Origin of the sequence: Candidatus Chloroploca mongolica, assembly GCF_004762035.2 — a bacterium.
Lineage (GTDB): Bacteria > Chloroflexota > Chloroflexia > Chloroflexales > Chloroflexaceae > Chloroploca > Chloroploca mongolica.
Window position 1 is genome coordinate 115,295 of sequence record NZ_SIJK02000012.1, and the last position, 21,985, is coordinate 137,279.

The 21,985-nt window shown below is 54.9% G+C and carries 25 protein-coding genes; 12 read left to right on the forward strand and 13 right to left on the reverse strand.

Annotated features, from left to right (window positions below; genetic code table 11):
* Both EYB53_RS08980 and EYB53_RS08985 read right to left on the reverse strand, forming a co-directional pair.
* A complete protein-coding gene (locus tag EYB53_RS08980; protein ID WP_135477861.1) occupies window positions 1–801 on the reverse strand; it encodes a hypothetical protein in 801 nt (266 codons plus the stop codon).
* Between the two features lie 81 nt (window positions 802–882).
* Complete coding sequence (locus EYB53_RS08985) at window positions 883–1,164, reverse strand: pyrophosphorylase (RefSeq protein WP_097653157.1); 282 nt, start codon at window positions 1,162–1,164, stop codon at window positions 883–885.
* Window positions 1,165–1,267: 103 nt separating this feature from the next.
* On the opposite strand from EYB53_RS08985, the gene EYB53_RS08990 reads away from it, so the two are divergent.
* The 3 genes from EYB53_RS08990 to EYB53_RS09000 all read left to right on the forward strand — a co-directional run bounded on the left by EYB53_RS08990 (window position 1,268) and on the right by EYB53_RS09000 (window position 3,526).
* Window positions 1,268–1,552 (forward strand): ABC-2 family transporter permease, encoded by a 285-nt coding sequence (locus EYB53_RS08990; RefSeq protein ID WP_135477862.1) that lies wholly within the window; start codon window positions 1,268–1,270, stop codon window positions 1,550–1,552.
* A 243-nt stretch (window positions 1,553–1,795) separates the two neighbouring features.
* The gene (locus EYB53_RS08995; RefSeq protein WP_371879088.1) at window positions 1,796–2,485 is read left to right on the forward strand and encodes a hypothetical protein; all 690 of its coding nucleotides are present in this window, start codon (window positions 1,796–1,798) and stop codon (window positions 2,483–2,485) included.
* 222 nt (window positions 2,486–2,707) lie between these two features.
* A complete protein-coding gene (locus EYB53_RS09000) occupies window positions 2,708–3,526 on the forward strand; it encodes a DUF4397 domain-containing protein (RefSeq protein ID WP_371879089.1) in 819 nt (272 codons plus the stop codon).
* A gap of 80 nt (window positions 3,527–3,606) precedes the next feature.
* On the opposite strand, the gene rsmG is transcribed toward EYB53_RS09000, so the two are convergent.
* From rsmG to EYB53_RS09025, 5 genes are all read right to left on the reverse strand, one after another.
* On the reverse strand, window positions 3,607–4,332 hold the full coding sequence (gene rsmG, locus EYB53_RS09005) for a 16S rRNA (guanine(527)-N(7))-methyltransferase RsmG (protein WP_135477863.1): 726 nt from the start codon (window positions 4,330–4,332) through the stop codon (window positions 3,607–3,609).
* Window positions 4,325–4,969 carry a nicotinate-nucleotide adenylyltransferase gene (gene nadD, locus EYB53_RS09010; protein WP_135477864.1) on the reverse strand — a complete coding sequence of 215 codons (645 nt, stop codon included), beginning with the start codon at window positions 4,967–4,969 and terminating at the stop codon, window positions 4,325–4,327. The genes rsmG and nadD overlap by 8 nt, the downstream gene beginning before the upstream one ends.
* A 13-nt stretch (window positions 4,970–4,982) precedes the next feature.
* Window positions 4,983–5,231 (reverse strand): hypothetical protein, encoded by a 249-nt coding sequence (locus EYB53_RS09015; protein ID WP_097653166.1) that lies wholly within the window; start codon window positions 5,229–5,231, stop codon window positions 4,983–4,985.
* Window positions 5,232–5,248: 17 nt separating this feature from the next.
* The gene (locus EYB53_RS09020) at window positions 5,249–6,169 is read right to left on the reverse strand and encodes a hypothetical protein (RefSeq protein WP_371879090.1); all 921 of its coding nucleotides are present in this window, start codon (window positions 6,167–6,169) and stop codon (window positions 5,249–5,251) included.
* A 77-nt stretch (window positions 6,170–6,246) separates the two neighbouring features.
* Window positions 6,247–6,759, reverse strand: coding sequence for a hypothetical protein (locus EYB53_RS09025; protein WP_135477865.1), 513 nt, complete (start codon window positions 6,757–6,759; stop codon window positions 6,247–6,249).
* Window positions 6,760–7,378: 619 nt separating this feature from the next.
* Here EYB53_RS09025 and EYB53_RS09030 point away from each other — a divergent pair.
* The 9 genes from EYB53_RS09030 to EYB53_RS09070 all read left to right on the forward strand — a co-directional run bounded on the left by EYB53_RS09030 (window position 7,379) and on the right by EYB53_RS09070 (window position 13,479).
* On the forward strand, window positions 7,379–8,038 hold the full coding sequence (locus tag EYB53_RS09030) for a PspA/IM30 family protein (RefSeq protein WP_135477866.1): 660 nt from the start codon (window positions 7,379–7,381) through the stop codon (window positions 8,036–8,038).
* A gap of 83 nt (window positions 8,039–8,121) precedes the next feature.
* The gene (locus EYB53_RS09035; RefSeq protein WP_135477867.1) at window positions 8,122–8,325 is read left to right on the forward strand and encodes a zinc-ribbon domain-containing protein; all 204 of its coding nucleotides are present in this window, start codon (window positions 8,122–8,124) and stop codon (window positions 8,323–8,325) included.
* Window positions 8,326–8,327: 2 nt separating this feature from the next.
* Window positions 8,328–9,863, forward strand: coding sequence for a phytoene desaturase family protein (locus EYB53_RS09040; RefSeq protein WP_135477868.1), 1,536 nt, complete (start codon window positions 8,328–8,330; stop codon window positions 9,861–9,863).
* Window positions 9,864–9,880: 17 nt separating this feature from the next.
* Window positions 9,881–10,747: a DUF547 domain-containing protein gene (locus tag EYB53_RS09045; protein WP_135477869.1), complete on the forward strand. Its 867-nt coding sequence runs from the start codon at window positions 9,881–9,883 to the stop codon at window positions 10,745–10,747.
* A gap of 84 nt (window positions 10,748–10,831) precedes the next feature.
* The gene (locus EYB53_RS09050) at window positions 10,832–10,996 is read left to right on the forward strand and encodes a hypothetical protein (RefSeq protein ID WP_167857320.1); all 165 of its coding nucleotides are present in this window, start codon (window positions 10,832–10,834) and stop codon (window positions 10,994–10,996) included.
* A gap of 94 nt (window positions 10,997–11,090) precedes the next feature.
* A complete protein-coding gene (locus EYB53_RS09055) occupies window positions 11,091–11,333 on the forward strand; it encodes a hypothetical protein (protein ID WP_135477870.1) in 243 nt (80 codons plus the stop codon).
* 72 nt (window positions 11,334–11,405) lie between these two features.
* Window positions 11,406–12,161 carry a YebC/PmpR family DNA-binding transcriptional regulator gene (locus EYB53_RS09060; RefSeq protein WP_135477871.1) on the forward strand — a complete coding sequence of 252 codons (756 nt, stop codon included), beginning with the start codon at window positions 11,406–11,408 and terminating at the stop codon, window positions 12,159–12,161.
* Window positions 12,162–12,170: 9 nt separating this feature from the next.
* On the forward strand, window positions 12,171–12,665 hold the full coding sequence (gene ruvC, locus EYB53_RS09065; RefSeq protein WP_135477872.1) for a crossover junction endodeoxyribonuclease RuvC: 495 nt from the start codon (window positions 12,171–12,173) through the stop codon (window positions 12,663–12,665).
* 112 nt (window positions 12,666–12,777) lie between these two features.
* Window positions 12,778–13,479 (forward strand): hypothetical protein, encoded by a 702-nt coding sequence (locus EYB53_RS09070; RefSeq protein ID WP_135477873.1) that lies wholly within the window; start codon window positions 12,778–12,780, stop codon window positions 13,477–13,479.
* 60 nt (window positions 13,480–13,539) lie between these two features.
* Here EYB53_RS09070 and EYB53_RS09075 read toward each other — a convergent pair whose 3' ends face one another.
* From EYB53_RS09075 to EYB53_RS09100, 6 genes are all read right to left on the reverse strand, one after another.
* Window positions 13,540–14,850: a cellulase family glycosylhydrolase gene (locus EYB53_RS09075; protein ID WP_135477874.1), complete on the reverse strand. Its 1,311-nt coding sequence runs from the start codon at window positions 14,848–14,850 to the stop codon at window positions 13,540–13,542.
* A gap of 78 nt (window positions 14,851–14,928) precedes the next feature.
* Window positions 14,929–16,722: a hypothetical protein gene (locus tag EYB53_RS09080; RefSeq protein ID WP_135477875.1), complete on the reverse strand. Its 1,794-nt coding sequence runs from the start codon at window positions 16,720–16,722 to the stop codon at window positions 14,929–14,931.
* Between the two features lie 405 nt (window positions 16,723–17,127).
* Window positions 17,128–18,930 (reverse strand): NAD(P)/FAD-dependent oxidoreductase, encoded by a 1,803-nt coding sequence (locus tag EYB53_RS09085; protein ID WP_135477876.1) that lies wholly within the window; start codon window positions 18,928–18,930, stop codon window positions 17,128–17,130.
* A gap of 613 nt (window positions 18,931–19,543) precedes the next feature.
* Window positions 19,544–20,296: an SAM-dependent methyltransferase gene (locus tag EYB53_RS09090; RefSeq protein WP_135477877.1), complete on the reverse strand. Its 753-nt coding sequence runs from the start codon at window positions 20,294–20,296 to the stop codon at window positions 19,544–19,546.
* Window positions 20,297–20,417: 121 nt separating this feature from the next.
* A complete protein-coding gene (locus tag EYB53_RS09095) occupies window positions 20,418–21,041 on the reverse strand; it encodes a Uma2 family endonuclease (protein ID WP_135477878.1) in 624 nt (207 codons plus the stop codon).
* A 240-nt stretch (window positions 21,042–21,281) separates the two neighbouring features.
* Window positions 21,282–21,884: a Uma2 family endonuclease gene (locus EYB53_RS09100; RefSeq protein ID WP_135477879.1), complete on the reverse strand. Its 603-nt coding sequence runs from the start codon at window positions 21,882–21,884 to the stop codon at window positions 21,282–21,284.
* Between the last annotated feature and the right edge of the window lie 101 nt (window positions 21,885–21,985).

The following is a 21,985-nucleotide window of genomic DNA, read 5'->3' on the forward strand; positions in this document are numbered from 1 at the left end:
CTAAGCAACAGGCTGAAGCCATGTGGTCATAGCGGCAAGTTCATTGCGGAGCCTAGTTCCATCAACGGGATGCAAAGTCAGCGTCGTAGAGGAGCCATCTGATGGGCTCCACCAGGTACCAGATGTGCCAACAAGCGCGACAGCCCCACAGACCTGCGGAGGAAGGCCAGTGGTCATACCGCGCATAGCCCCAAAGGCAAAACGGGCGGGTTGTGGCCCAACCGCGTACAAGAACTGGCTAGCCAGATCAGATTCAAGACCACTGGTCATAAGTGAGCGATGAGCAATCGCAACGTCACCCCGATCGATAGCATCAAGTGTAGTAGCGAGCACATCCACTCCGACCGTCACAACTGGCCTGGGCTGTTCAGGATGAGCATCAAGCGTAGCAACCAGCCAGGCTGTCGCCTCAGCGTGGCTCCCCAGGAGCATGAGGCGATGCGTACGGGGCAAGGGACTGGTATGGAGGACAACAAGGCCCTCACACGACGTGAGATGCGCAACCTGTCGCTCGTTGGCGCGACGCTCCACCAGGACGAGACAGCTATCAGCCAGAGCGACTGAGCGGGCAAGCTCGGCGAGCGGACGAACAGGTTCGGGAGGATAGAGGGCTTCAGTATCCAGTTGGACGAGTTCGCGTGCAAGGAGACTCCCGGTTGCTGCGGCGAGCGCAATGCCCAGCCCGATCTGGTCGTACCCTTCGGTTGGACGAGGACCCAGGGCGAGCGGGGTAGGCAAACCCAGCAGACCGAGGAGGAGGAGCAGTTCCTCGTGGCTAAGTTGGAACGAGTGGGGATCCATGGTCTACCTCGGTTTCGTAGCGTGCCTGGCAAGGTATGTGTTGTCGGCGGAACACCCCTTGCCAGGGCACCAGCTTCAGCCTCACATATTGCCGCCAGCTTGCATGATGTTCTGATTGATCTGATGGATCTGCAGGCGCAATTCTTCGAGGGCATGCTGAATCGCGATTAGCTTCTGATGCGTATCACTCCAATGGGCACGAAATTCGGTGGCAAGTCGTCCATCCCAGTTGTCGGGCTGCGAGAGAAGCTGGCCTTTGCTGTTGAGTTGGTTGATCTGGTCAAGCAGTGGGCCGTTGACGATCCCTTGAAAGGCAACGATAGCTTCACGAGCGGTAGCCGTCGAAAGAACACGATCACTCATAGCGAACCTCCTGTAGACAATGCGTTTATAATCGTCTCGCACGTTATACCGTGGAGCACGCCAAAAAGTTACGATCGTTGCTCAAACAATCGAAAGATCTGCCATGAATATTTCAGAGCATCGTCTCAAGCGCCGCAAGCGTTGGGCTCTGTGGGGAGCCTTGATTCTCGCCACCCTATCAATTGTGCTCGGGGGGCTCTTCAACGTCTTAATTGCGTTGGCTGGACACAACCTTCCACCTGAGCCAGGCATAGGCTTCTGGGGCCTCTTGCTGTTGCGTTCATCGTTGGCCTGGGGCGGGGGCGCACTCTTCTTTGGCGCCGTGCTAGGCATATTTGCCTCGATGATCTGGCGCGACGACGAAGAATTGCGAGAGCACAAAAGCTAACGAGTATCAACGTATCTAAAATCTGCTTGCAGAAACGATAGGGGTATGTTATACTCAAATTGCATATAAACAAAAAATATGCCTTATGTGAATTGTCATTTCATACCTAAATTGCTCCTGCTGTCCTGAGAAAAAGTCGATACCCGTTTCGGTTCTGTGTATGTGCAAAAGGATTGATTAACGCTTGCATATGCTGTGCAAGTATGATACACTCAGCCTGATACCATCACAGCGGAGTCACTCGTGAATGTACAATTAAACAAAAACTTCCCCAAGGCGGGTGAAGAACCAAGCAGTGTGACGATACGCAATGCGGAACGCCTGATCTTATTTTACTGGCTTATTTCCGGGGTGCTCGGGGTAATCTTTCTCTGGGACTGGCTCACGGCATGGAATGTTCCCGTGACGTTCAGCCATCCATGGTTCGTGCTCTACCTGATCTTGTCTTTTGGACTGACCCAGGTTCTCTATCTGCTGGTAGCGCGTCATGATGGGCGACAGTTGCACTGGGGGGCAACAGCGATCTTTGCAATTGGCAATGGGATCGCCGAAACGCTCGCGTTTGCCTTGATCTACCGGCTAGGCGAAGTGATCGGGACATGGCTGATTGGTCTCGTTGCGCCTTCCTTGGCGGCCCTTGGTGGGTTGATGATGGGCATTATCTTCTTTACCATTTATGGTGGCCTGATTCATGGCCTCTTCTGGCTGCGCATTTTGCCTCCACATCTTGATGACTCACCGCGTTCGCAGGCGATTCGGAAGAACCGCCCAATCGCCGAAATTGTCCTGGTTCTCGGGTGGAGTCTCTGCTTGTGGTGGACCCGCGACATCTGGACGGTGATCTTCTTCCATATTCTGGTGGATATTGGCCTGATGGTGCTGGTTCGTCCACCGCTCTTTGGGGCGCGACCGGCTTCAGTGCCAGTGAGTTGAACGTTGAGATAGAGCAAACGCAAACAGCCAGCTTTGCTGGCTGTTTGCGTTTGCTCCACAGACATGCACGAGCGGTGAAAATCCCGTGCATGATTGCCCTCATTTCATACATCCGTCCTCTCAGCTGCTGCGTAATGCTATATGTAACAATGACTGTGCATATCCTATGCATAATGTTTGCATAGGGGCTTAACGCAAAAAGCCGTTTTGAGGAGGAAGTCTGTGAAATTGTCAAAGCTGTTCGTATTTGCCCTAGTTGCGGTTCTCGCATCGCTTTCGTTTGTGCCCGCCACCTTCGCTCAGGAAGGCAATGCTCAGGTTCGGGTTATTCACGCGTCGCCTGATGCGCCTGCGGTTGATGTTTTTGTTGACGGCGATCGGGTGCTTTCGAATGTACCTTTCTTTACTGCGAGTGATTATCTTTCACTGCCGGCGGGCACGTATCGCATTCAGGTGAGCCCGACGGGTCAGCCTGCAAGCGCTGCGGTGATTGATGCCAATGCGACCGTCAGCGCTGGTCAGGCGTATACGATTGCGGCCACCGGCCTGGTTGCTTCGATCCAGCCGACGATTATCGTTGACAACCTTACTGCTCCGGCGAGCGGCAACGCCAAGGTGCGCGTCTACCACTTCTCGCCCGATGCGCCTGCGGTCGACATCAAGCTTGCCAGTGGCGACACCCTGGTTTCGGGTCTGGCTTTCCCCAATGCAACTGACTACCTTGAGGTTCCTGCCGGTACCTACGACCTTCAGGTGACCCCTGCCGGTGCTAGCGCCGTGGTCATTGACTTGCCTGGTACCACGCTTCAGGCTGGACAGATCTACTCGGTTTTTGCCACCAATGTGGTTGCTTCGATCACTCCGGAGCTTGCTGTGACCCAGGGTCTTCAGGTCGCTGTTCCGCTGCCTGCTCCTGCCCCTGAAGCACCGACCACGCTGCCAACTACGAGTGGCTCGTCGGCTCCGCTTGCACTGTTCGCCGCTGTCGCTCTGGCGATGGTTGCTGGTGCGCTGATGCTGCGCCGCCGCGCTTCGCTCTAAAAGCCTCGGTTGGATAAGGCCGCAGGGGAGGTCAGCTTTGCTGACCTCCCCTGCGGCTTTTAGCTGTACTATAGGGTTGTTTATCCGGTGAGCGGTTTACGCGTAGGGGTGCCGACTGGCCGTGGGTAACGGCGATCGGTAGGGGCAATTTTCTCGATAAGAACGACGCTACGTGGTTCAAGTCCGGGGAGCAGCACTGGCTCGATGCTGTGCAAACGACCACCGAGCATAGCAAAGACGGGTATGGCAGCCTCAACCTCGGCCTGAGGATCGGCCCCCTTCGGCGCGAGCAGCCGTCCACCGGGGGCCAGCAAAGGTAGCGCATATTCCGCGAGCACGCGTACATCAGCGACAGCTCGTGCGGTCACAACAGGATAGCGTTCGCGCTCGTAGGGGATACGGGCAAAAGCCTCGACCCGTTCGGTGACAATGCGCACCTGCTCAAGCCCAAGTTGCATGATCAGATGTTTCAAAAAGTTGGTCTTTTTGGCAACCGAGTCGATCAAGACAAGCTCAAGTTCAGGAAACAGGATCTTGAGGGGCACACCTGGTAAGCCTGCCCCGCTGCCGATATCGATCAGTGCAGATGGTGACGTACCGCAGAAACGAGCAAGAGCCAGTGCATCGAGAAAATGGCGCAGATAGATCTGCTGGCGATCAGTGATCGCAGTCAGGTTGGTATGGGTATTCCACTGGGCCAGGGTCTCGGCATAGAGACGAAAGAGCGTCAGCTGCTTCAAATCAAGGGCAAGGCCCCACGCCTCAGCCTGGGTCACAAGCATCTTTTCAGCAACATCATCAGTCATGGTCGGGCTCACCTTTTGCTTGGCTTGCATCACAATAGAGTTGATGGGCCTCGATATAGTGGCGGACAGGCTCTGGTACCTGATAGCGTACCGAGCGTCCTGTGCTGATACGTTGACGAAGATCGCGGCTTGAAATCGTCAATTGAGGGCCCTCGATCAGACGTGCTGTCCTGATAACTGTGGCTGGCAAATGATGAGCAAGGAGTTGAGGAGTATGAGGATAGCCAGGCCGCAGCATAAGAGCAAAGCGCGTTAAGCGGGCAATCTCGGGGAAGCGATGCCAGCGTGGCAATTCCAGAGCCGCATCAACGCCGAGAATAAACCAGAAGGTTGCCATTGCGCCATAGCGTTGGGCAAGAAATTCAAGGGTCGCGATCGTATACGAAGGAGGTGGCCGCTCGACCTCAAAGGGTTCAGGAAGAAAGGCTGGATGATCTTCGCAGGCCAAGCGCACCATTGCGAGGCGATGGTGGGGTGTGGCTACAACCTCATCCTTAAACGGTTGGCGAGCAGCAGGCACAAAGAGCACCTGATCAAGCCCAAGCACGTCACGAGCTTCTTCAGCGATCACCAGATGGCCAAGATGGATGGGATCAAAACTCCCCCCATACACCCCGATGCGCCTGAGGTGTGGCACTGGCAGCTGCTGCTCAGGCTGCGGCAAGGTCAAACTCACGGGCAGACTGAAAGAGATGCCAGACCACCCACGAGAGTGCGTGCTGATCATCAGGCGACAGATCATCAACGTAAGGCGCGATCAACTCGAGCACATCACTACGGGGCAACAGATAGACACGCGGCCCGAGTGACTCGTGGATCTGGAGGGCGAGAATATCAGCGAGATCGAGCATATCACGTTCGGGGAGATGCCGATCCGTGGAAAAACGATAGCCTTGCATAGGAACAGCCCTGTAGACTAATAACGACCCGTTGGCCGATGGCGCCCTTCAACATACCGGCCAGCATCATCATAATAGGCTTCACCGTGGGCTTGTTGCGGTTGCACGGGGACAGGGACGCGTTCCTGGGTGCGGCTACGACCGGGTATTAACGCATTGTCTGTCAGGCTCTCGTGAATATAATCGAGATAACTACGGATATCATCATTATCATCAAGACTAGAAAAAGGCACAGTTGCGCCACTCACTGTTTTCACACTTTCACCAATATCACGCAGGGTATGATCAATGCCTTTGACCAGACCGCGCATGACACCAGCCAGTTCTTCTTTTTCTTGAACAGTCAAATTCGCGAAACCAATCAAGGCTTTTTCCTGTGCTCGTAACAATGTCGCACGGAGAATCGCAATATCAGCCTGGGTTTGCAACTCGTAGCGACGCACCAAATGCGCCTGACGCACCTGTTCTACCAATTCTTCGCTGGTGACAGGCGTCCAGAGCAACGCCGGAATAATAATAAAGCCAATAATGCCAATAATAACCTGCTGGAGGATCAAGCCTGTCCCGGCGACCACCGGCTGGGACGCCCACCAGGAATACTGGATTTCAAACGAATAGTAAAGCAAATAGAGCGAAGCGCCGATAATGACGGCATAGCCCCAGGTACGGGCATTGATCTTCTGGAGCAACATCCCACCGGGAGACCAAGGAATCAAAAAAGAGGTCAGACTCGGCGGAGCCAGGACAAGAATAGCGGTAAAGGCGGTTGCGACAACCCAGTTATTCGTCAGCTGACTCTGGACACCCCACCAATAGACGGCGGAACCAATCATCGCTACGACCGCCAGAAGCGCCAGGAGCGATTTTGCGGTAAACTGCCACCCTCCATTGCCACGCCGCCGCTGCCCTCGAACCATGTCAAGATATCGGCTACTCACATCATCTCTCACTTCCAGGTTTACGATCACCCTGCCATTATAGCACTTGTGTTCTCATCGGACAAGGCGGTTTTTGCTTACAAAGGTGTAATGTTAGAACCGACAAAAACATATGTTTCGATCCAATCCGAAAAGCCAGCCACCCGAATACGTTCGAGCAAGGCTGGCGAAAGGGCTGTCAACCCATAGCCTACATTGACTTGATACGGCACTTCAAATGCCTCGACCCCCTGACCCCGCAAAATAAAGCGAGCCTGGGCAACAAACGGCCCATTTATGCGTCCAAGGATCACTGATTGCTGTTGCACAGGATCATACCACCAGAGCTCACTCCCAGTTGTCGCAAAAGCAATGGGCGCAGCGAAGATCTGCCGATCAATCTGTTGGAGGCGCCAGCGTTCTTCGTACGTCAGTTGAGGAGGTGGAGGGACTGCGAGGGTTGGTAAGATTTCTGGCGCAGGTGGAGGTTCAAGGGAAGGCAACGGTGTGAAGGTCTGAGCGGGGAGCGATGTCGCTTCTGGTGAAGGAACAGCTGTCGCTGGATCGGGGGCTAAACTACCGGGTGCAGTCGGATTTATCGCTATCGTCACGGTCGGGCTGGTTGGTCTGGGTAATGCTGAAGGACGTTCTACAGAAGGTATCTGGCTTGTTTGCAACACAGTCATGCAACCCGACAGCAGAAGGATACTGCAGGTTAAAAAAAACAAACGAAGCCAACATCGAAATGAAGATACTCCGCCTGATTGCGGACAGTTTGAGGCTACCTTACGCTGGTGGCTCACCACAGTTTTTCGCTTGCTACGGTAGAGCAGAACCGCTTGTCGAATGGTTCTATACCGTCAACGTCATATCCAGACTATGATACCACAGTTGTTAATTCTCTTAAGACGACATGCCTGATCGCATGATTACAAGAAAAGGCATGGGGCGCAGAGGAAACACGGCTACGCTGTGTGGCAAGATCTGGGTAAACATCACCGCTGGCTCGTCTATCGTCTAGACTGAGCCATGAGCGGGATAGGGCCCATCAAGGCCCGGGAGTAGTTAGGGAAAGGTTAGCATACTCGTTAGCTTGTGTCAATAGGTTAAGATTGGGCAAAACCTGACTGCCATGCTAGAATGAGAGGGTAGAACAATCTGGTCGGAACAGGGGTTCCGTACAATGATACCGGAGACCAAGCGTACCAGTTAAGGGAGGAAAGTTCGACTATGTCAATTCTTACGCGTATCAAAGATCTGGTCAGTGCGAACGTCAACTCGATGCTTGATCGTGCTGAAGATCCCGAGAAGATGGCTAACGAGTATCTGCGTCAACTCACCAACGAGCTCTACGAAGTTCGTACAGGGGTGGCAACGGCAATGGCCGATGAGACCCGGCTTGAGCAGCGACGGATTTCGGCCTTTGCCGAAGCTGAGCAATGGACAGCGCGGGCTGAAGCGGCGCTCCGTGCTGGTGATGAAGAACTGGCCCGTGCGGCCCTTGCGCGCAAAGTACAGAGCCAAAAACTCGCCGAGCAGTTTCTCACCCAGGAGCAGGCCCAGGAAGAGCAGGTCAACGCGATGCAGGATGCCCTGGTGCAACTCGAGACCCGCATTGCCGAGGTGAAGGCCAAGAAAGAACTGATCATTGCCAAGAAGAATCGAGCGCAAACCCAGGAAGCCCTCCAGCGCACAGCACAGAGTATGAGCCGGGTCGGAACGATGGACAAGCTGAGTCAGTTGGAAGAGCGGGTTGACGACCAGTTGGCGAAGGCTGACGCAATGGCAAAACTCGAGCAGGGTTCACTCGAAGCACGCTTCGAGGATCTCTCGAAACAAACAGAAGTTGACTCAGAACTGGAAGAACTGAAGCGCAAACTTGGGATGTAAGCGCCTGGTGGGAACAATTGACGCCCCGTGCCGGGCAGGAGGAACTGCCCGGTTTTTTGTGTCGGGCAGGATGGGTGAACGTTATGCCATTCTATAAAGATATGGAATTGATCTGTCGCAGCTGTGGCGAGTCGTTTATCTTCACGGCAGGCGAGCAGGAATTTTATGCCGATAAGGGCTTTCTGCATGAGCCGACCCGCTGCCCGCGGTGCCGGTCGCGACGCGATGGGCCACCATCACGTCCGCGTGAAACTGAACCGCGGCATGGTCGCCGGCCAAAGGATTAAGTATGCGTGACCGGAGTCCGCTGCGTGAGCGGTATGAAGTGGTGGTGATCGGGGCAGGCATTGGGGGGTTGACCGCAGGAGCACTGCTTGCCGCACGGGGCAAAGATGTGCTTGTGCTCGAGCAACACTATCTGCCGGGTGGTTCGGCACAGACGTTTCCCAGTGGGCGCTATCGGTTTGATGTCGGCCCCAAGCTCTTTTTTGGGATGGATCAGGGTCGCGGCAATATGCGCTATCATCAAGAGGTTTTTGCCGAACTTGATGAGTGGCCTGAATTAAGCTCGTACGAGAGTTACTACACCTTTCGGCACCCCCGAGGCACCTTGCGGATCGCTGGGTCAACGGAAGAGTATCTTCACGAGTTGATCACATGTTTTCCTGAGGAGGCGGCAGGAATTCGGGCTTTTTATCGGCGGCTCGAACAACTCCACGAACTGTTTGTGGCCATGCCAAACCTCCCGCTTGATGATCCCTGGACGTATGCAACCCTGCTGTGGCGCGTCCCACTTGAGCGACTGGTTGAACTCAACCACTGGAGTCAAGTGACGCTCGGGGAACTCTTTGACCGTTACATCACTTCGCCCGAGGTGCGCTCAATCATCAATGCCGAGATGATCGCTTTCTGTTACTCGGATCTTGACGAGACCCCAGCGGTTCTGGGGGCACTGGTCTTGATCGAGCGGCATAAGGGAGGCGGCACTTTTACCAAAGGTGGGAGTGGTGAACTGGCGAAATTGCTGATTCGAGGGCTTGAAAAGCATAATGGACGGATCAGCTATCGCAGCCCTGTTGTCAGGATCGGTGTCGAAGACGGACGAGCACGTGGGGTCGTGCTTGGCGATGGAACCCGGATCAGAGCCGACTGGGTGATCAGCAATGCGGGAGTCATCAATACGTTTGGGCGTACTGGAACACCGGTTGAGCCCCTCGTTGAGCGGCGTTGGGTGAGGCCAGCGACACGAGCGCGGGTTGACCAGTTGAAACTCACCGACTCATTTATCACGCTCTTTGCAGGTGTTGATGCAAGCGTCTTTCCCGAAGGAACCGACCCGCACACCCTCTATATTGATCGCTATGCGCAAACAGGCAATGAGTTGCGCATGATCTGTTTCTGTAACTCGTCCTTCAAGGATCCGAGTCTGGCTCCGCGGGGGAAACATGCCCTGCAGATCGTCTATTTTGACCCTGACTATTGCCGATATGACGTATGGCAACGGAATGAAGAGTACGCCGCACGCAAAGCCGAAGCGACCGAGCGTGCATTGACGATGGCCGAGCAGGTCTTTCCCGGGATCAGAGCAGGCATTGAGCGGCTGGAAGTCGGGACACCGCTGACCTACGAAGACTACCTGGCAAAATGGGGTGGCGGCTGGGGAGCCAGAATGAGCGTTGATCAGTTTGCCTTTCAGCGCTTCCAGCACAAAACCGACATTGACCGTCTGTTACTGGTAGGGGCCGACACCCACCCTGGTATTGGGGTCGTGAGTGTCACCATGAGTGGGATCAACTGTGCGAGCTTGATTGCACGACCGCGCTAACAAAAGGAGAGCGGGTCATGAACGAATTGATCAGGTTGCGCGAGGCGGCTCTCGGGCTCGTGAATATCGGGCGTGGGAAGGACGTGTTGAATGAGGGAACCGTTGATGCGGAAACGATTCCCATTCACGCCATCCCAGGTGCCATGGTGCGGGCTTTGCTCATGCTCAAAACGGCCGCAATCAGTGATGAGGGAACGAAGGTTGCGTATGACACATTACGTAAGAGCGAGGCATATCGCGAATTGCGCAACCTGACGCCACATCTGCGTCGGCTGAGGCCAGAAGACCTGCCAGGCCGAACCGAGCGTCTCGCTTTTTGGATCAACCTCTACAACACGCTTGTTCTCGATGCCGTGATCAGCTATGACATTCAGCGCAGTGTGAACGAGCGCCTGGGGGGGCTCGGTTTCTTTCGGCGAGCAGCGTACAATGTGGGCGGCCTGCGCTTCAGTGCCGACGATATTGAACATGGCATCTTGCGTGCCAATGACTCACACCCCTTCTTGCCAGGGCACCAGTTTGCCCAGGGCGATCCACGGTTGGCCTGGATGATGGAGAGCCGCGACCCACGGATCCATTTTGCACTCAACTGCGCGAGCCGCTCGTGCCCACCGATTGCCGCATACCGTGCCGATCAGATCGATGCGCAACTGGAACAAGCAGTGCGCAACTTTGTTGATGCCGAGACCAGCGTGGATGCAGCGGAAGGAACGTTGCAGCTTTCAAGCATTTTCAACTGGTTTCGGGACGATTTTGGTGGCCTGGACGGGGTCGTCGCCTTTGTACGGCGCTATCTCCCGCACGATGAGCGACGGACATGGTTAGAGACCAGGCAAGAAATTGATCTGGTCTTTACCGCGTATAACTGGGAATTGAATCGTTAACGTGCGGCTCTTGACAGATTAGAACAAAAATGCTACAATGGTGTCATGACCAGACTCAGGTAGATGCTGGAAAGGTGACACCTAATGTACGTGAAAGAGATAGTCTACGATCCCGAGACCCGCGACTTTGCGATGTACCTTGATGGAGACCTTGTTGGGTTTGCCCTCACCTATCATGAAGCCGAGAGCACACTAGACGAACTCGTCTACGAACTATTGCGGAATGGGTATGTGCGAGAGGCAGCCTGAGTTTGCATTGTTGCCGTGCGCAAAGAATCCGTTATAATGCTGAGAGCAGTGGCGCTCGTGTGAAGCGTCACATCTGTGCCAGAGCGAGGTCAGGATGGCTCAACAGCACTGGTGGCAGCGGGCAATAGCCGCAATTGATCGGGAATACGAGCGCCGTATTCGTGCGGCGAGTCTGGTAACGGAATACGGGGTTAGCCATCATCACCATGACGAGCACGATGATGACGATGGTGAGGTCGCCGAGATTATGAACATCCCGAAAGGCACCCGTATTGCACGTCGTCCCTCAGATATGCCGACAGCTGCATCTTCTGTTGATGAACAACCAGAGCGTTGAGACCCTGTGATCCGGGGCACAGAGGCAGTCGTGCAAACGAGCACGTAGAAGCATTGACGGAGGTACGAGCGCATGTCCGGCCACTCGAAATGGCATACAATTCGGCGATCCAAAGGAGTTGCAGATCAGCGTCGCGGTCAACTGTTTACCAAACTCGCCCGTGATGTCACGCTTGCCGTACGTGAGGGTGGAGGCGGTGATCCTGATATGAATTTTCGCTTGCGTCTTGCGATTGACAAGGCAAAAGCGAATAACATGCCCAATGATAGCATTCAGCGTTCGATTGATCGTGGCCTGGGGAAAAACAACGAGGCGGCCATCGAAGAGGTTTTCTATGAAGGGTATGCCCCCGGAGGAATCGCACTACTGATTGAGACGGCAACCGATAATCGTAACCGCACGAATTCTGATGTACGGTCAGCGATCAACAAAGCTGGGGGTAATCCTGGTGAGCCAGGTTCAGTGAGCTGGATGTTTGAGCAGAAGGGCTTGCTCACCGTCGATCTTACCGGGAGTAGTCTTGATATTGATGAAGTGCAGTTGATGGTGATTGATGCCGGGGCTGACGATGTCGAGGTTGATGGTGAAGCACTTGAGATCTATTGTGAATGGACACAACTCAATGCGGTACGCCAGACGCTGCTTGAGCATCAACTCCCGCTGACCGGTGCAGAAAAGACCATGCGCCCAAAGACGCTGGTGCAACCCGATGAAAAAGAAGCCCTTGCCGCCATGCGTTTGATCGAGAAACTCGAAGATCTTGACGATGTGCAGAAGGTCTACTCGAATCTCGACATTACCGAGGAACTGGCTGCCAAATTTGAGTAAGTTGGTATCATGCGAACGCTAGGCATTGATCCCGGGCTAGCAACAATGGGGTGGGGTATTGTTGAGGAACAAGGTGGTCAGCTATGCCTGGTAGCAGTTGGCGCACTGACCACACCAGCGGGCACGCCGCTTCCTGAACGGTTGCACTACCTGTACGATGAACTACGCAGACTGATCGCCGAGCATCGCCCAGAGTCAGCTGCAATTGAAGAGATCTTTTTTGGCAAAAATGTCAACACTGCACTGACGGTTGGGCAGGCACGAGGGGTTGCCCTGCTCGCACTGGTGCAGGCGCAAGTTCCTGTCTTTGAGTACAAGCCTACCGTCGTCAAGCAGGCTGTAGCTGGTTATGGCGGGGCAGATAAAAAGCAGATGCAAGAGATGGTGCGGATGACACTTGGCTTAAGCCTGGTGCCCAAACCCGATGATGCAGCTGATGCGCTTGCGATTGCTATTTGTCATATCTATAGTAATCCGATGTTGCGGCGCCTCGGTGAGGCCTAGGGTTTATCGAGAGCAAGCTTGCCGCTAGGCAAAGCTGCCAACTGGCAGCTTTGCCTAGCGGCAAGCTCACCTGGGGACTGCGGGTTCCCAGACATATCTAGAACTAGCAATAATGTCAAAACGACGTACGGGGGCACCTGCGGATCTTGAAGAGGTGTACCCCGATCGCTTTATTGTGCATAATCCTGCGGTTGGTCCAAGCCTGCGTGGCGAGGGTGATCGCGAAGGCGATCGTTTTGTCCTGACGTCGTGGCGACGCGAGGGCTTTCTAGCACGCGTCCGCGGAAAAACATTTGTGGTGCTGACCCTCGCCGATCAGATTACGCTGCTCCCTCCTTTGCCCCGCGTGACGGCATCCGGTGCGCCAGTTCTCTATACACCCGGACAAGGGCAACGGGTGAGTTATTTTGCCGGCGTGATCGGGTGGCAGCCTGCTGCAGAGGATCTCGATGCACCGGGAGTCTATCGTCTGGTTGAGGGATCGGTTATCCGACGGCGCCGAGGGCGAGGCCCCGGTCACTACTACCACATACGCAAAGGGAAACTGGTCACCCTCGATGAAGATCAGGCCCTGAGGTATGGCTATGCCATGGCCGCCCGCACTCGGGCACAGGTCGTGGTTGCCCATCAAGGGCAGGATGGGCAGTACCAGATACCAGATCTCTTGCTGCCAAGTGCGCATCGTGCCCTGCTTAGACGCTTGATTGTTGGCAAGCTGGGTGAGGATTACACTTTTGGGCCTGAGGCCCTGGGCTTGGTCGAGGTGTTGCTGGGGACGCTAAGGCTTGAGCTTGAGCTTGACCTTGAGGGATAACCACTGGTGGTCTCACGTCTCTTGGAGGGGTGAGACCACCAGTATGTTTTGAACCCAACGCTAGCGTCCCTGTTGGGCCTTTAACTCTGCAATCGTACTTTGCACGGCCAGGAATGAAGGCCGGGGGCTCCAATCGGGGTTGAGGATACCGAAAGAACCCTGCTCGTGATTGGGATCAAGACCATTTTCGGCTTTGGTGACGGCAAAGTTCATATTCCAGAGGAACATATTGCCGACGAAGGGATAGAGCTCGAAGGTACGGCGCATTGCCCCGGTAATATATTCAGCCTGTTGTTCGAGGGAAACAAAGTTGCCGAATTCATAGCCCGGAGTGACATTGGGGGTAGCCCAGCCATACTCAGTAATCCAGACGCGCTTATCGGCCATGCCATACTCTTCCATCCAGCCACGCACCTTTTCGATATGGCGGAAATAGTGGGTGGAATCATCGTTCCAACAGCGATCAGGGGCGGGTTCGCACCCCTCGATAAAACTGGGATTATCAGGCCAGAGCGTATCAGGGGGGTTGGCAGCGCCGCCGGGATGGACGGCCTGGATATCGAAGTAGTTCCGCACCTCGCCCCCGTTGTAGGTGTACATTGCCTGGTAGAACTCCCGGTCAGAGAGCGCAACCGAAGGATTGGTCACTGCACTTGACGAAGAGGCTGCGGCAAGCACAAGGGCATCGGGATCAATGGCCTTGATGCGTTCATAGGCAAGTTTCAGCATTTCGACATAGCGGCCAACATCAGCCGTCGTAATCGTGCCACCAGTCTCGTGGGCAAGATTCGGTTCATTCCAGATCTCGTAAGCGTGGATCTGGCCCTTATAACGTTCGGCGAGTACAGCCATAAAATTGGCAAACGTAGCCGGATCATCAGGGAGTCCGTTGGTTGCGCTATACGCGGTAGGTGAACGCACGACATTGACGAGGAGGCGCACCCCATAGGCATTGGCGGTGGCGACAATCGGATCAATCTCGTCCCAGGCCCAGATCCCATTGACCGGATCTTCGATATCGCGCCAGTAGATCTGCTGGCGCACCCAATCAAACCCGGCATTGCGGGTCAATTGGAGGACGCGCTCGCGGTCGGTATAGTAGAGGTGGGCGACAACCCCGAATTGCAGATAGTCGGGATCGAGAGAGATCGCGGTCGGTTCTGCGGTTGGGGCCTCCGACGAGCCACTGGTGGGAGGCGTCGGTACCAACGGAGCATCTGCAGGTGTAGTGGGATCAGAAACGGTTGTTGGAGCGGGGACAGCAGAGGTCGGCCCTGGATCAGCCGTTGGAGCGCTGCCACAGGCCGCAATGAGTGGCACTAGCATCATCAGGATCAGTAGAGCACTGAACCTAGATTGCATGTAAGACATCACACAACTCCTTCTAAGACTGGAAAATGGCTCAGGAAGGAGTTCCTTCCTGAGCCACCATAGAGATACAACGCCCTGTTAGCGTTTCGGGAACGCCTGAAGGGCATTATAGACAGGCCGGGGGCTCCAATCAGGATTGAGCGCCCCAAAGGCAGCCTGTTCATGCAACGGATTGCCCTCGTAGGCCCAGGGGATCGCAAAGTTCAGGTTCCAAACGAACATTGCGCCGACCCATGGTGCCCAGTTATTGCGACCAATTTCGAGGGCACGCACGGTCCATTCGGCCTGCTGTTGGAACGAGATCCGATTGCCGTACTCGTAGCCGGGGGTATTATTGGTCGTAGCCCAGCCGAACTCGGTGATCCAGATCTGGTAATCACCCATCCCGTTCGCAACGAGCACATTGCGGGTATCTTCAATGCGACGGAAGTAGAACTCGCGGCTATTGCGCCAGTTGGGGCCAGGGCCGGGATTGTCAGGCCACATCGTATCAGGTGGGTTGTACTGACCACCGGGATGGAGACCAATGGCATCAACGCTTGCGCGGAAGCGCGGATTGATGGCCATCTGGCGCACAAATTCGGTATCGCTAATCGCGATATCGGCGCGGTTCGTCTCGGTGCTGGTCGGGGCACCACTGACGACAATCGCATTGGGGTCAGCGGCCTTGATCGGGCCATAGACAGCGGCGAGCATATCAACATAATAGTCGGCACTCGCAACACGCCCACCAACACCACCATCGGTAGCACAATCACCACCGTTTTCACAGGCGCGATTCTGTTCATTCCAGATCTGATAGGCCTGAACGCGACCGCGGTAGCGGGCGGCCATCTGGCCCATAAAGTTACCAAAATCGCGGAAATTCTCGCGTCGCGGCATCCCTGGGCCACCGGCCCAATCAGGTGCCGAGACCACACTGATCAAGAGCTTGACACCCTGGTTGCTCGCATCGGCCACAATATCATCAAGTTCGGCCCAGTAGATAGCGCCTGAGCGATCATGCAGGTCACGCCAGCGGATCTGCTGCCGAATCCAGGGCATATTAGCATTTTTGGCCAGGGTCAGAACGCGATTACGATCCTGCCAGGCTGTGCCCTGCCCATAGAGATGGGCATTGAACCCATAGATGAAGGGCTGGGGCAGTGAATCCGCCGCACTGCGCGGGGCAAAGGCAGGATTGTTGCGATGGAACTTGTCACGATACTCGTTGCCGAGGAGACCGAGCAGAATGCGATAGCGAGGATCAGGCTGATTGGGATGCCACTCCATACGCTGGCGCTCAAAATACTGCACCCAGTAGGTCTGCCCATCGGCCTGATTGACCTCCTGGAACTGCTCACTGAGGGGATAACCAAAGACTTCGAGGCCACCATTGCGCTGCCAGAAATCCCGAAACGGGGCGGGGCTATTGCGCAGCGTATGGCTACTTTCGGCAAACCAGGTACCATCGCCAGGGTTGCCGACAGGCTGGAAGGCGGGCTCATTCTCACGACCGCGAGCGAGCTGCTGGCCCATCAAGCGACCAAGCACATAGAACCGATTACCCTGCTGACCAAAATTCTGGGGGTGCTCTTCGAGCACCGCGCGCTCGAAATATTGCACGCGATAGTATTGGCCAGGATTGGTGAAACTCTCTTCGATGAAGGGTGCCGAGATGGGGAACCCGAGCACGAAGAGGGCATTCGGCGTATTCCTCCATTTCTCAAGGAAACCATTGACAGCGGCCTGGCCCGTTTCGCTAAAATAACGAGCCTGGAAGGGGGGGAAGGTGTTGGGGACACTTGGCTGGGCAACGCTGGGGCGGGGCCATGCAAGCATGGTAGCCATCATTGCGACCAGCACCAGGGCGACGATGATCCGTCTGGCCATGCATTTTCTCCTCATGTTGTGTCAGCGAAGGTCTTTACGCCTGAACCTTTTGCTAACAATTGTAGCATAGAAGCCTGATATCTGTCTGATGGTGTGCTGAATGGGAAATTAGGTTTCACTGTCTATATCGATACTAGTTGCTGAGCGTGGTGAAGACCGGTATCTGATCTTGACCAGGGCTATTCAGGTAGGCGAAACTTGGAGGTGGAATGGATTCGGTCGGGTGGCGCAAACCAGGACATCCATGCATCTGGGCGGTTCCTATCAGACCGAGGCGATTATACGTGGATGCTGACTGACCGTCAAGCGTTGGGGGGATTGATCGAGCGTGGGCAGCGTTCTGGAGCGTAGCCCCAGAACACTGCCCACGCCGTTTAGGGTGGCAGGCTTCAACTTTGGCCTGGATCACGCCGTATGATAGACTTCGGCGAGGCCATAGACAGGGGTTGGAAGGCCTTCGAAGCGAGCTTTGAGTTGCAGGGCAAGAAATTGGGAGTAGTGACGGGACTGGTGGAGGTTGCCACCGTGAAACCAGAGTCCTTCCTGGCGGGTTGGTTTCCACATATTGCGTTGCTCGCCTTCCCAGGGGCCGGGATCTTTGGTAGTATCCGAACCGAGGCCCCAGCATTTGCCAACTTTGTCGGCGACCTCCTGGGAGATCAGGCGGGCGGCCCAGCCATTCATTGAGCCATAGCCAGTGGCGTAGACAACAAGATCGGCGGGAAGTTCGGTTCCATCGGTGAGCACCACCGCATCTTCGGTGAGATAGGCAACATCGTGGCCGCTCTTGAGCTTGATCTTGCCATCAATGATCAATTGCGAAGCGCCTACATCAATATAGTAGCCCGAGCCGCGGCGAAGGTACTTCATAAAGAGGCCGGAGCCATCATCGCCCCAATCGAGCATAAAACCTGCGGCGCTCAATTTTTCATAAAAATCCGCATCCCGCCGAGCCATCTCCTGATAGATCGGAATCTGGAACTCGTGCATGATTTTGTAGGGGATCGAGGCAAAGATGAGGTCGGCTATATCGGTGGTGATGCCATTCGCGACGGCTTGTTCGGAATAGAGGCCGCCGAGGGCCAGTTCCATCAGCGAATCTGAACGGGCAATGTGCGTTGACGAACGCTGCACCATGGTCACATCGGCCCCATGTTCCCACAGAGCAGCGCAGATGTCGTGGGCGGAATTATTCGACCCGATCACGACACACTTTTTGCCACGAAATCCTTCGCCACCCGGATGCTTGCTGGAGTGGTGCTGGACACCCTTGAACTTGTCAGCTCCGGGAATACTGGGGACGTTAGGTACACCAGACATGCCGGTAGCAAGCACGAGTTGCTTGGGACGTAACACGACCTGCTCACCCTTACGCTCAACCACAACCTCCCACTCGCCAGTGGCCTCGTCATAGTGGGCCGACTTCGCCTCGGTCGAGGTCCAGTAATTGAGTTCCATCACCTTGGTATACATTTCGAGCCAGTCACCGACTTTATCTTTGGGGGCAAAGACGGGCCAGTGATCGGGGAAGGGGATATAGGGGAGGTGATCGTACCAGACCGGGTCGTGGAGGCAGAGTGAGCGGTAGCGCTTGCGCCACGAGTCGCCGGGGCGTTCGTGTTTTTCGAGGATGATTGTAGGGACATTGAGGCGCTTGAGGCGCGCACCGAGGGCAATGCCACCCTGTCCACCGCCAATAATCAAGACATAGGGCTGTTTGGTGTAACCGAGTTCGGCCTCTTCCTGTTGCTTGCGCTCGAGCCAGGTCTGACGATTCGGGACAATACCGTGCTCAACGCCACGAGGGCGTGTTCGCCCGTGTGGTTCTTCGTAACCTTTGAGCTCGAGCATTGTGGTCAGAAGAGTCCAGCAATGATCACCTTTGAGGCGAAGATGGCCTTTGCCACGGGCAATCCTGGTTTCAAACGTAAACCAACTCTCAGTGACTCCACCGGCCTCGGTCGCTTCACCTTCAATACGCCACGCATGGGGTTGCACCTGGCTGAGCATCGCCTCAAGCATGGCCTGAATCGCGCCACGACCCTCCATGGTCTTGATATTCCAGGTAAAAGAGATCAGATCACGCCAGTAACTATCGGCATCAAAGAGCGCCGTTGCTCCCGCTATATCCCCCTGCTCAAGGCTGGTTCCGAAAGCATCCAGCCACTTCACGACTCGTTCGGTCGGCATACGTGTCGCCTCGCTCATACTTTACTCCTTGTCACATCATCATTGACGTAGCACTCTCCCTGAGACTACGATGATTCAGGCTCGCACCAGGCTTGAACAACGCTGTTCAGGTGGCAACGCAACCACAATGCAGACCAGGCCGTGCTGCTTCATAGCGCACGACAAGGCCAAAATGACACGCTGTCAAGGTGTGTCACATGTGCTCGCACAGATTTCATACTCAGGGTAGATATAGTATAGCATATATATTATGTGGGTGAGGTACTGATTGGGGGTGCGACCAGGGCTGATGCAAAGTCCCTGCCCACGGGTCATGCTGAGCGCAGCGAAGCATCTTCCGCCTCATCAGGACGAGACCCTTCGCTGCGCTCAGGGTGACAAAATACGGACTTTGCATTAGGCCTGGCCGGTTGTCTTTCTCCGTTCAGCGAAAAACGGTTTACGTATAGATACGCTCAACAGCCGCGGCTCTACTTGAGGGTGCCGAGCGCCGGATGCTCGATGTCAGAGATTTTGAAGAGGCCGAACATGCATTTAACCTGCGGGTTGCGCCGCCTAACGCTCGGCTTCAGCGGCGCCGCCCTTGGGAGGCGTCACTGCAAGCCGAGCGTTAGGCAGCCGAGGTGGCGCACTATGACGGACAATGTCTGAAGACGTATATCGCCCAGCCCAAGGTGTCTCGCCCCCAGCGAAGATACTCAGCCTTGCCCTTGGCTACGCGCTCCAAGAGCTCGGGCAGATCGGGATCGTCTGGGTGACAGCGGGCGTATTCAGCCGCCGCATACCATTGCAGACCTTCGTACTTGTCCCAGTCATCCTTGCTGCTCACAAACGTGTGAACCAGCTCGAGCCCCCGTAGTTCACCGGCCTCTGCGTTGCCAACATGTGTCCCAAAGCTGTCTCTGCTGGCCCCCGATGCCGCAAGATACTCCTCTGAGGGCTGCTGAAGCCAGTAGGGCTCCCCGACAATCACCCAACCACCGGGCGCAACCATGCCCGAGAGCGCGTCCAGAGTCGCTGCGTGACCACCGAACACCCAGCTGGCACCGATGCAGGAGGCCAGCGTCAAGCTGCGCGGCTCTTCGGGCCTGAAGTCGGAGCCGTTCATCTGACTGAAGACGACCTTTGCCCCCTGCACTCGCATCTGCAGCTGCCTCTGTGCGTCGGCGATGCAGAATGGTGAAATATCAATTCCGATTCCACGGATGCCATACGCTTCAGCCAAGCGAATCAGGAACTCACCTTTTCCACAGGCGATGTCGACCACGTGCGCTTCCGCTGGAAGCCGCAAGAGACCGACAAGTCGCGCCAGTTTGTCGTTGCTTGTGGGATTACACACCACATGTTCGCGGTGTGTAATGTCGTAGAATTTCCACGTGTCCATGTTTCTCAATCCTTCGACGGATCCAAGGCACAGCTGTTAGCTACCCTTATCATCTCGAGGGTCACAGGCCGACGCCGATGCAAGACTTCTGACTGCAGTGCGGCGCTGCCGCCGCTCCCGTTCATTCGTCGCACTCTTCTTTGGCTGCTTCGCGGGTTATCCCCGTTTTATTGGGTGCTAATTCAACTTTCTCATAGACATCCTCAATGGCCAAGACACAATCAATTGAGCGAATGCTGACGTGTGCCGTTATGCCAATGGCCTCATACAAGAGCCATATTCCATGTTCCTGGCGTGTGAAGTGCTCAATCCGATGATCATCTTGCGCTATCAGGATATAATCCTGGAACGATGGGATCGTTCGATACTGTTGAAACTTCATGCCACGATCGTACCGTTCCGTTGATGGTGAGAGGACTTCAATAATAACGGTTGGATTCGTGATCGTAAGGCGTGATGCTTCAATAAACTGTGGCTGTCCGCACACAACCGTTACATCCGGATACGTGTGCAACCCAGTGGTCAAAACTTTAATCCGTTGATCACTAGGATAGACACGGCATGGACGGCGACGCAGTTGTGCATGCAGTGACGCATAGGCATTTCCTGCCAACAAATTGTGCGGCTCGGTTCCGCCCGTCATCGCAAAAATATCACCCTGATAATATTCGTGCTTGCGGGGGCTTGCCACCTCAAACTCGATATACTCTTCTTCCGTCATATATCGTTTTGGCCGTGCCGTCATCGCTGCCTCCATGCGGTCTGCGTACCAGAGATACCTCAATCATAGCGCGTATGTTCTGTAAATTCAAGCCCCGAACATGCGCGTATGATTGTGGCCTGAGCCGCCCAGCGCTGCTGTCACGGCACGAGCGTGCTGCCACACAATTCGATCCAATGCTGACCTCGAAACCTTGCGCCCAGCGTGTGCTCTTCGTCCCACGGTACCTGGTAGCAAACTTCTGTGGCTAACTGGCCAATTACGCTACGTTCGGTCTTCCGAAGGCGATTCTGGAGGAAGATCGACAAGCTCATAGACATCCGCAAGAGCAAGAGCACACTGGATCGACTCAAGGGTAATTATGGAATCAATACCTACTGCGTCAGTCAAGATCCATGTATTCTCTTCATAACGTGTATATCGCTCGATATGATGTTTATTCTGAGCAATGAGAATATACTCTTTCAGGGTTTCGATCGTACGATAATTTTGAAATTTAACCCCACGGTCATACCGTTCTGTCGATGGGGAAAGGATTTCAAGAATGATCGTAGGATTAAGCAGCGTATCTCTTTTCGTCATGTCAGTAAACTCAGGCGTTCCACAAACAATCGTTATATCAGGATAGGTATATAAGCCGGTTTTAACTATTTTAATTCGCATATCACTTGGATATATTCGACAGCCTCGTCCCCGAATTTGGGCGTATATGCTCGCGTTTACGCTACTCGCGATCAAATTATGCGCCTCACTTGCGCCTGACATGGCAAAAAGCTCACCGGCATAATATTCATGCTTGATCGTGCTCACACGTTCACGCTCAAGGTACTCTGTTTCGGTAAGATATGGCCGTGGTTGGGCAGTCATTTATCCCATCCTTCGTCTTCAGTGATCATATCTTCTGCGAAGTACAACTTACCGTTCGCTTATTTCTAGACAGGGTTCGGAGAATCTGGTAGGCTCGTGGT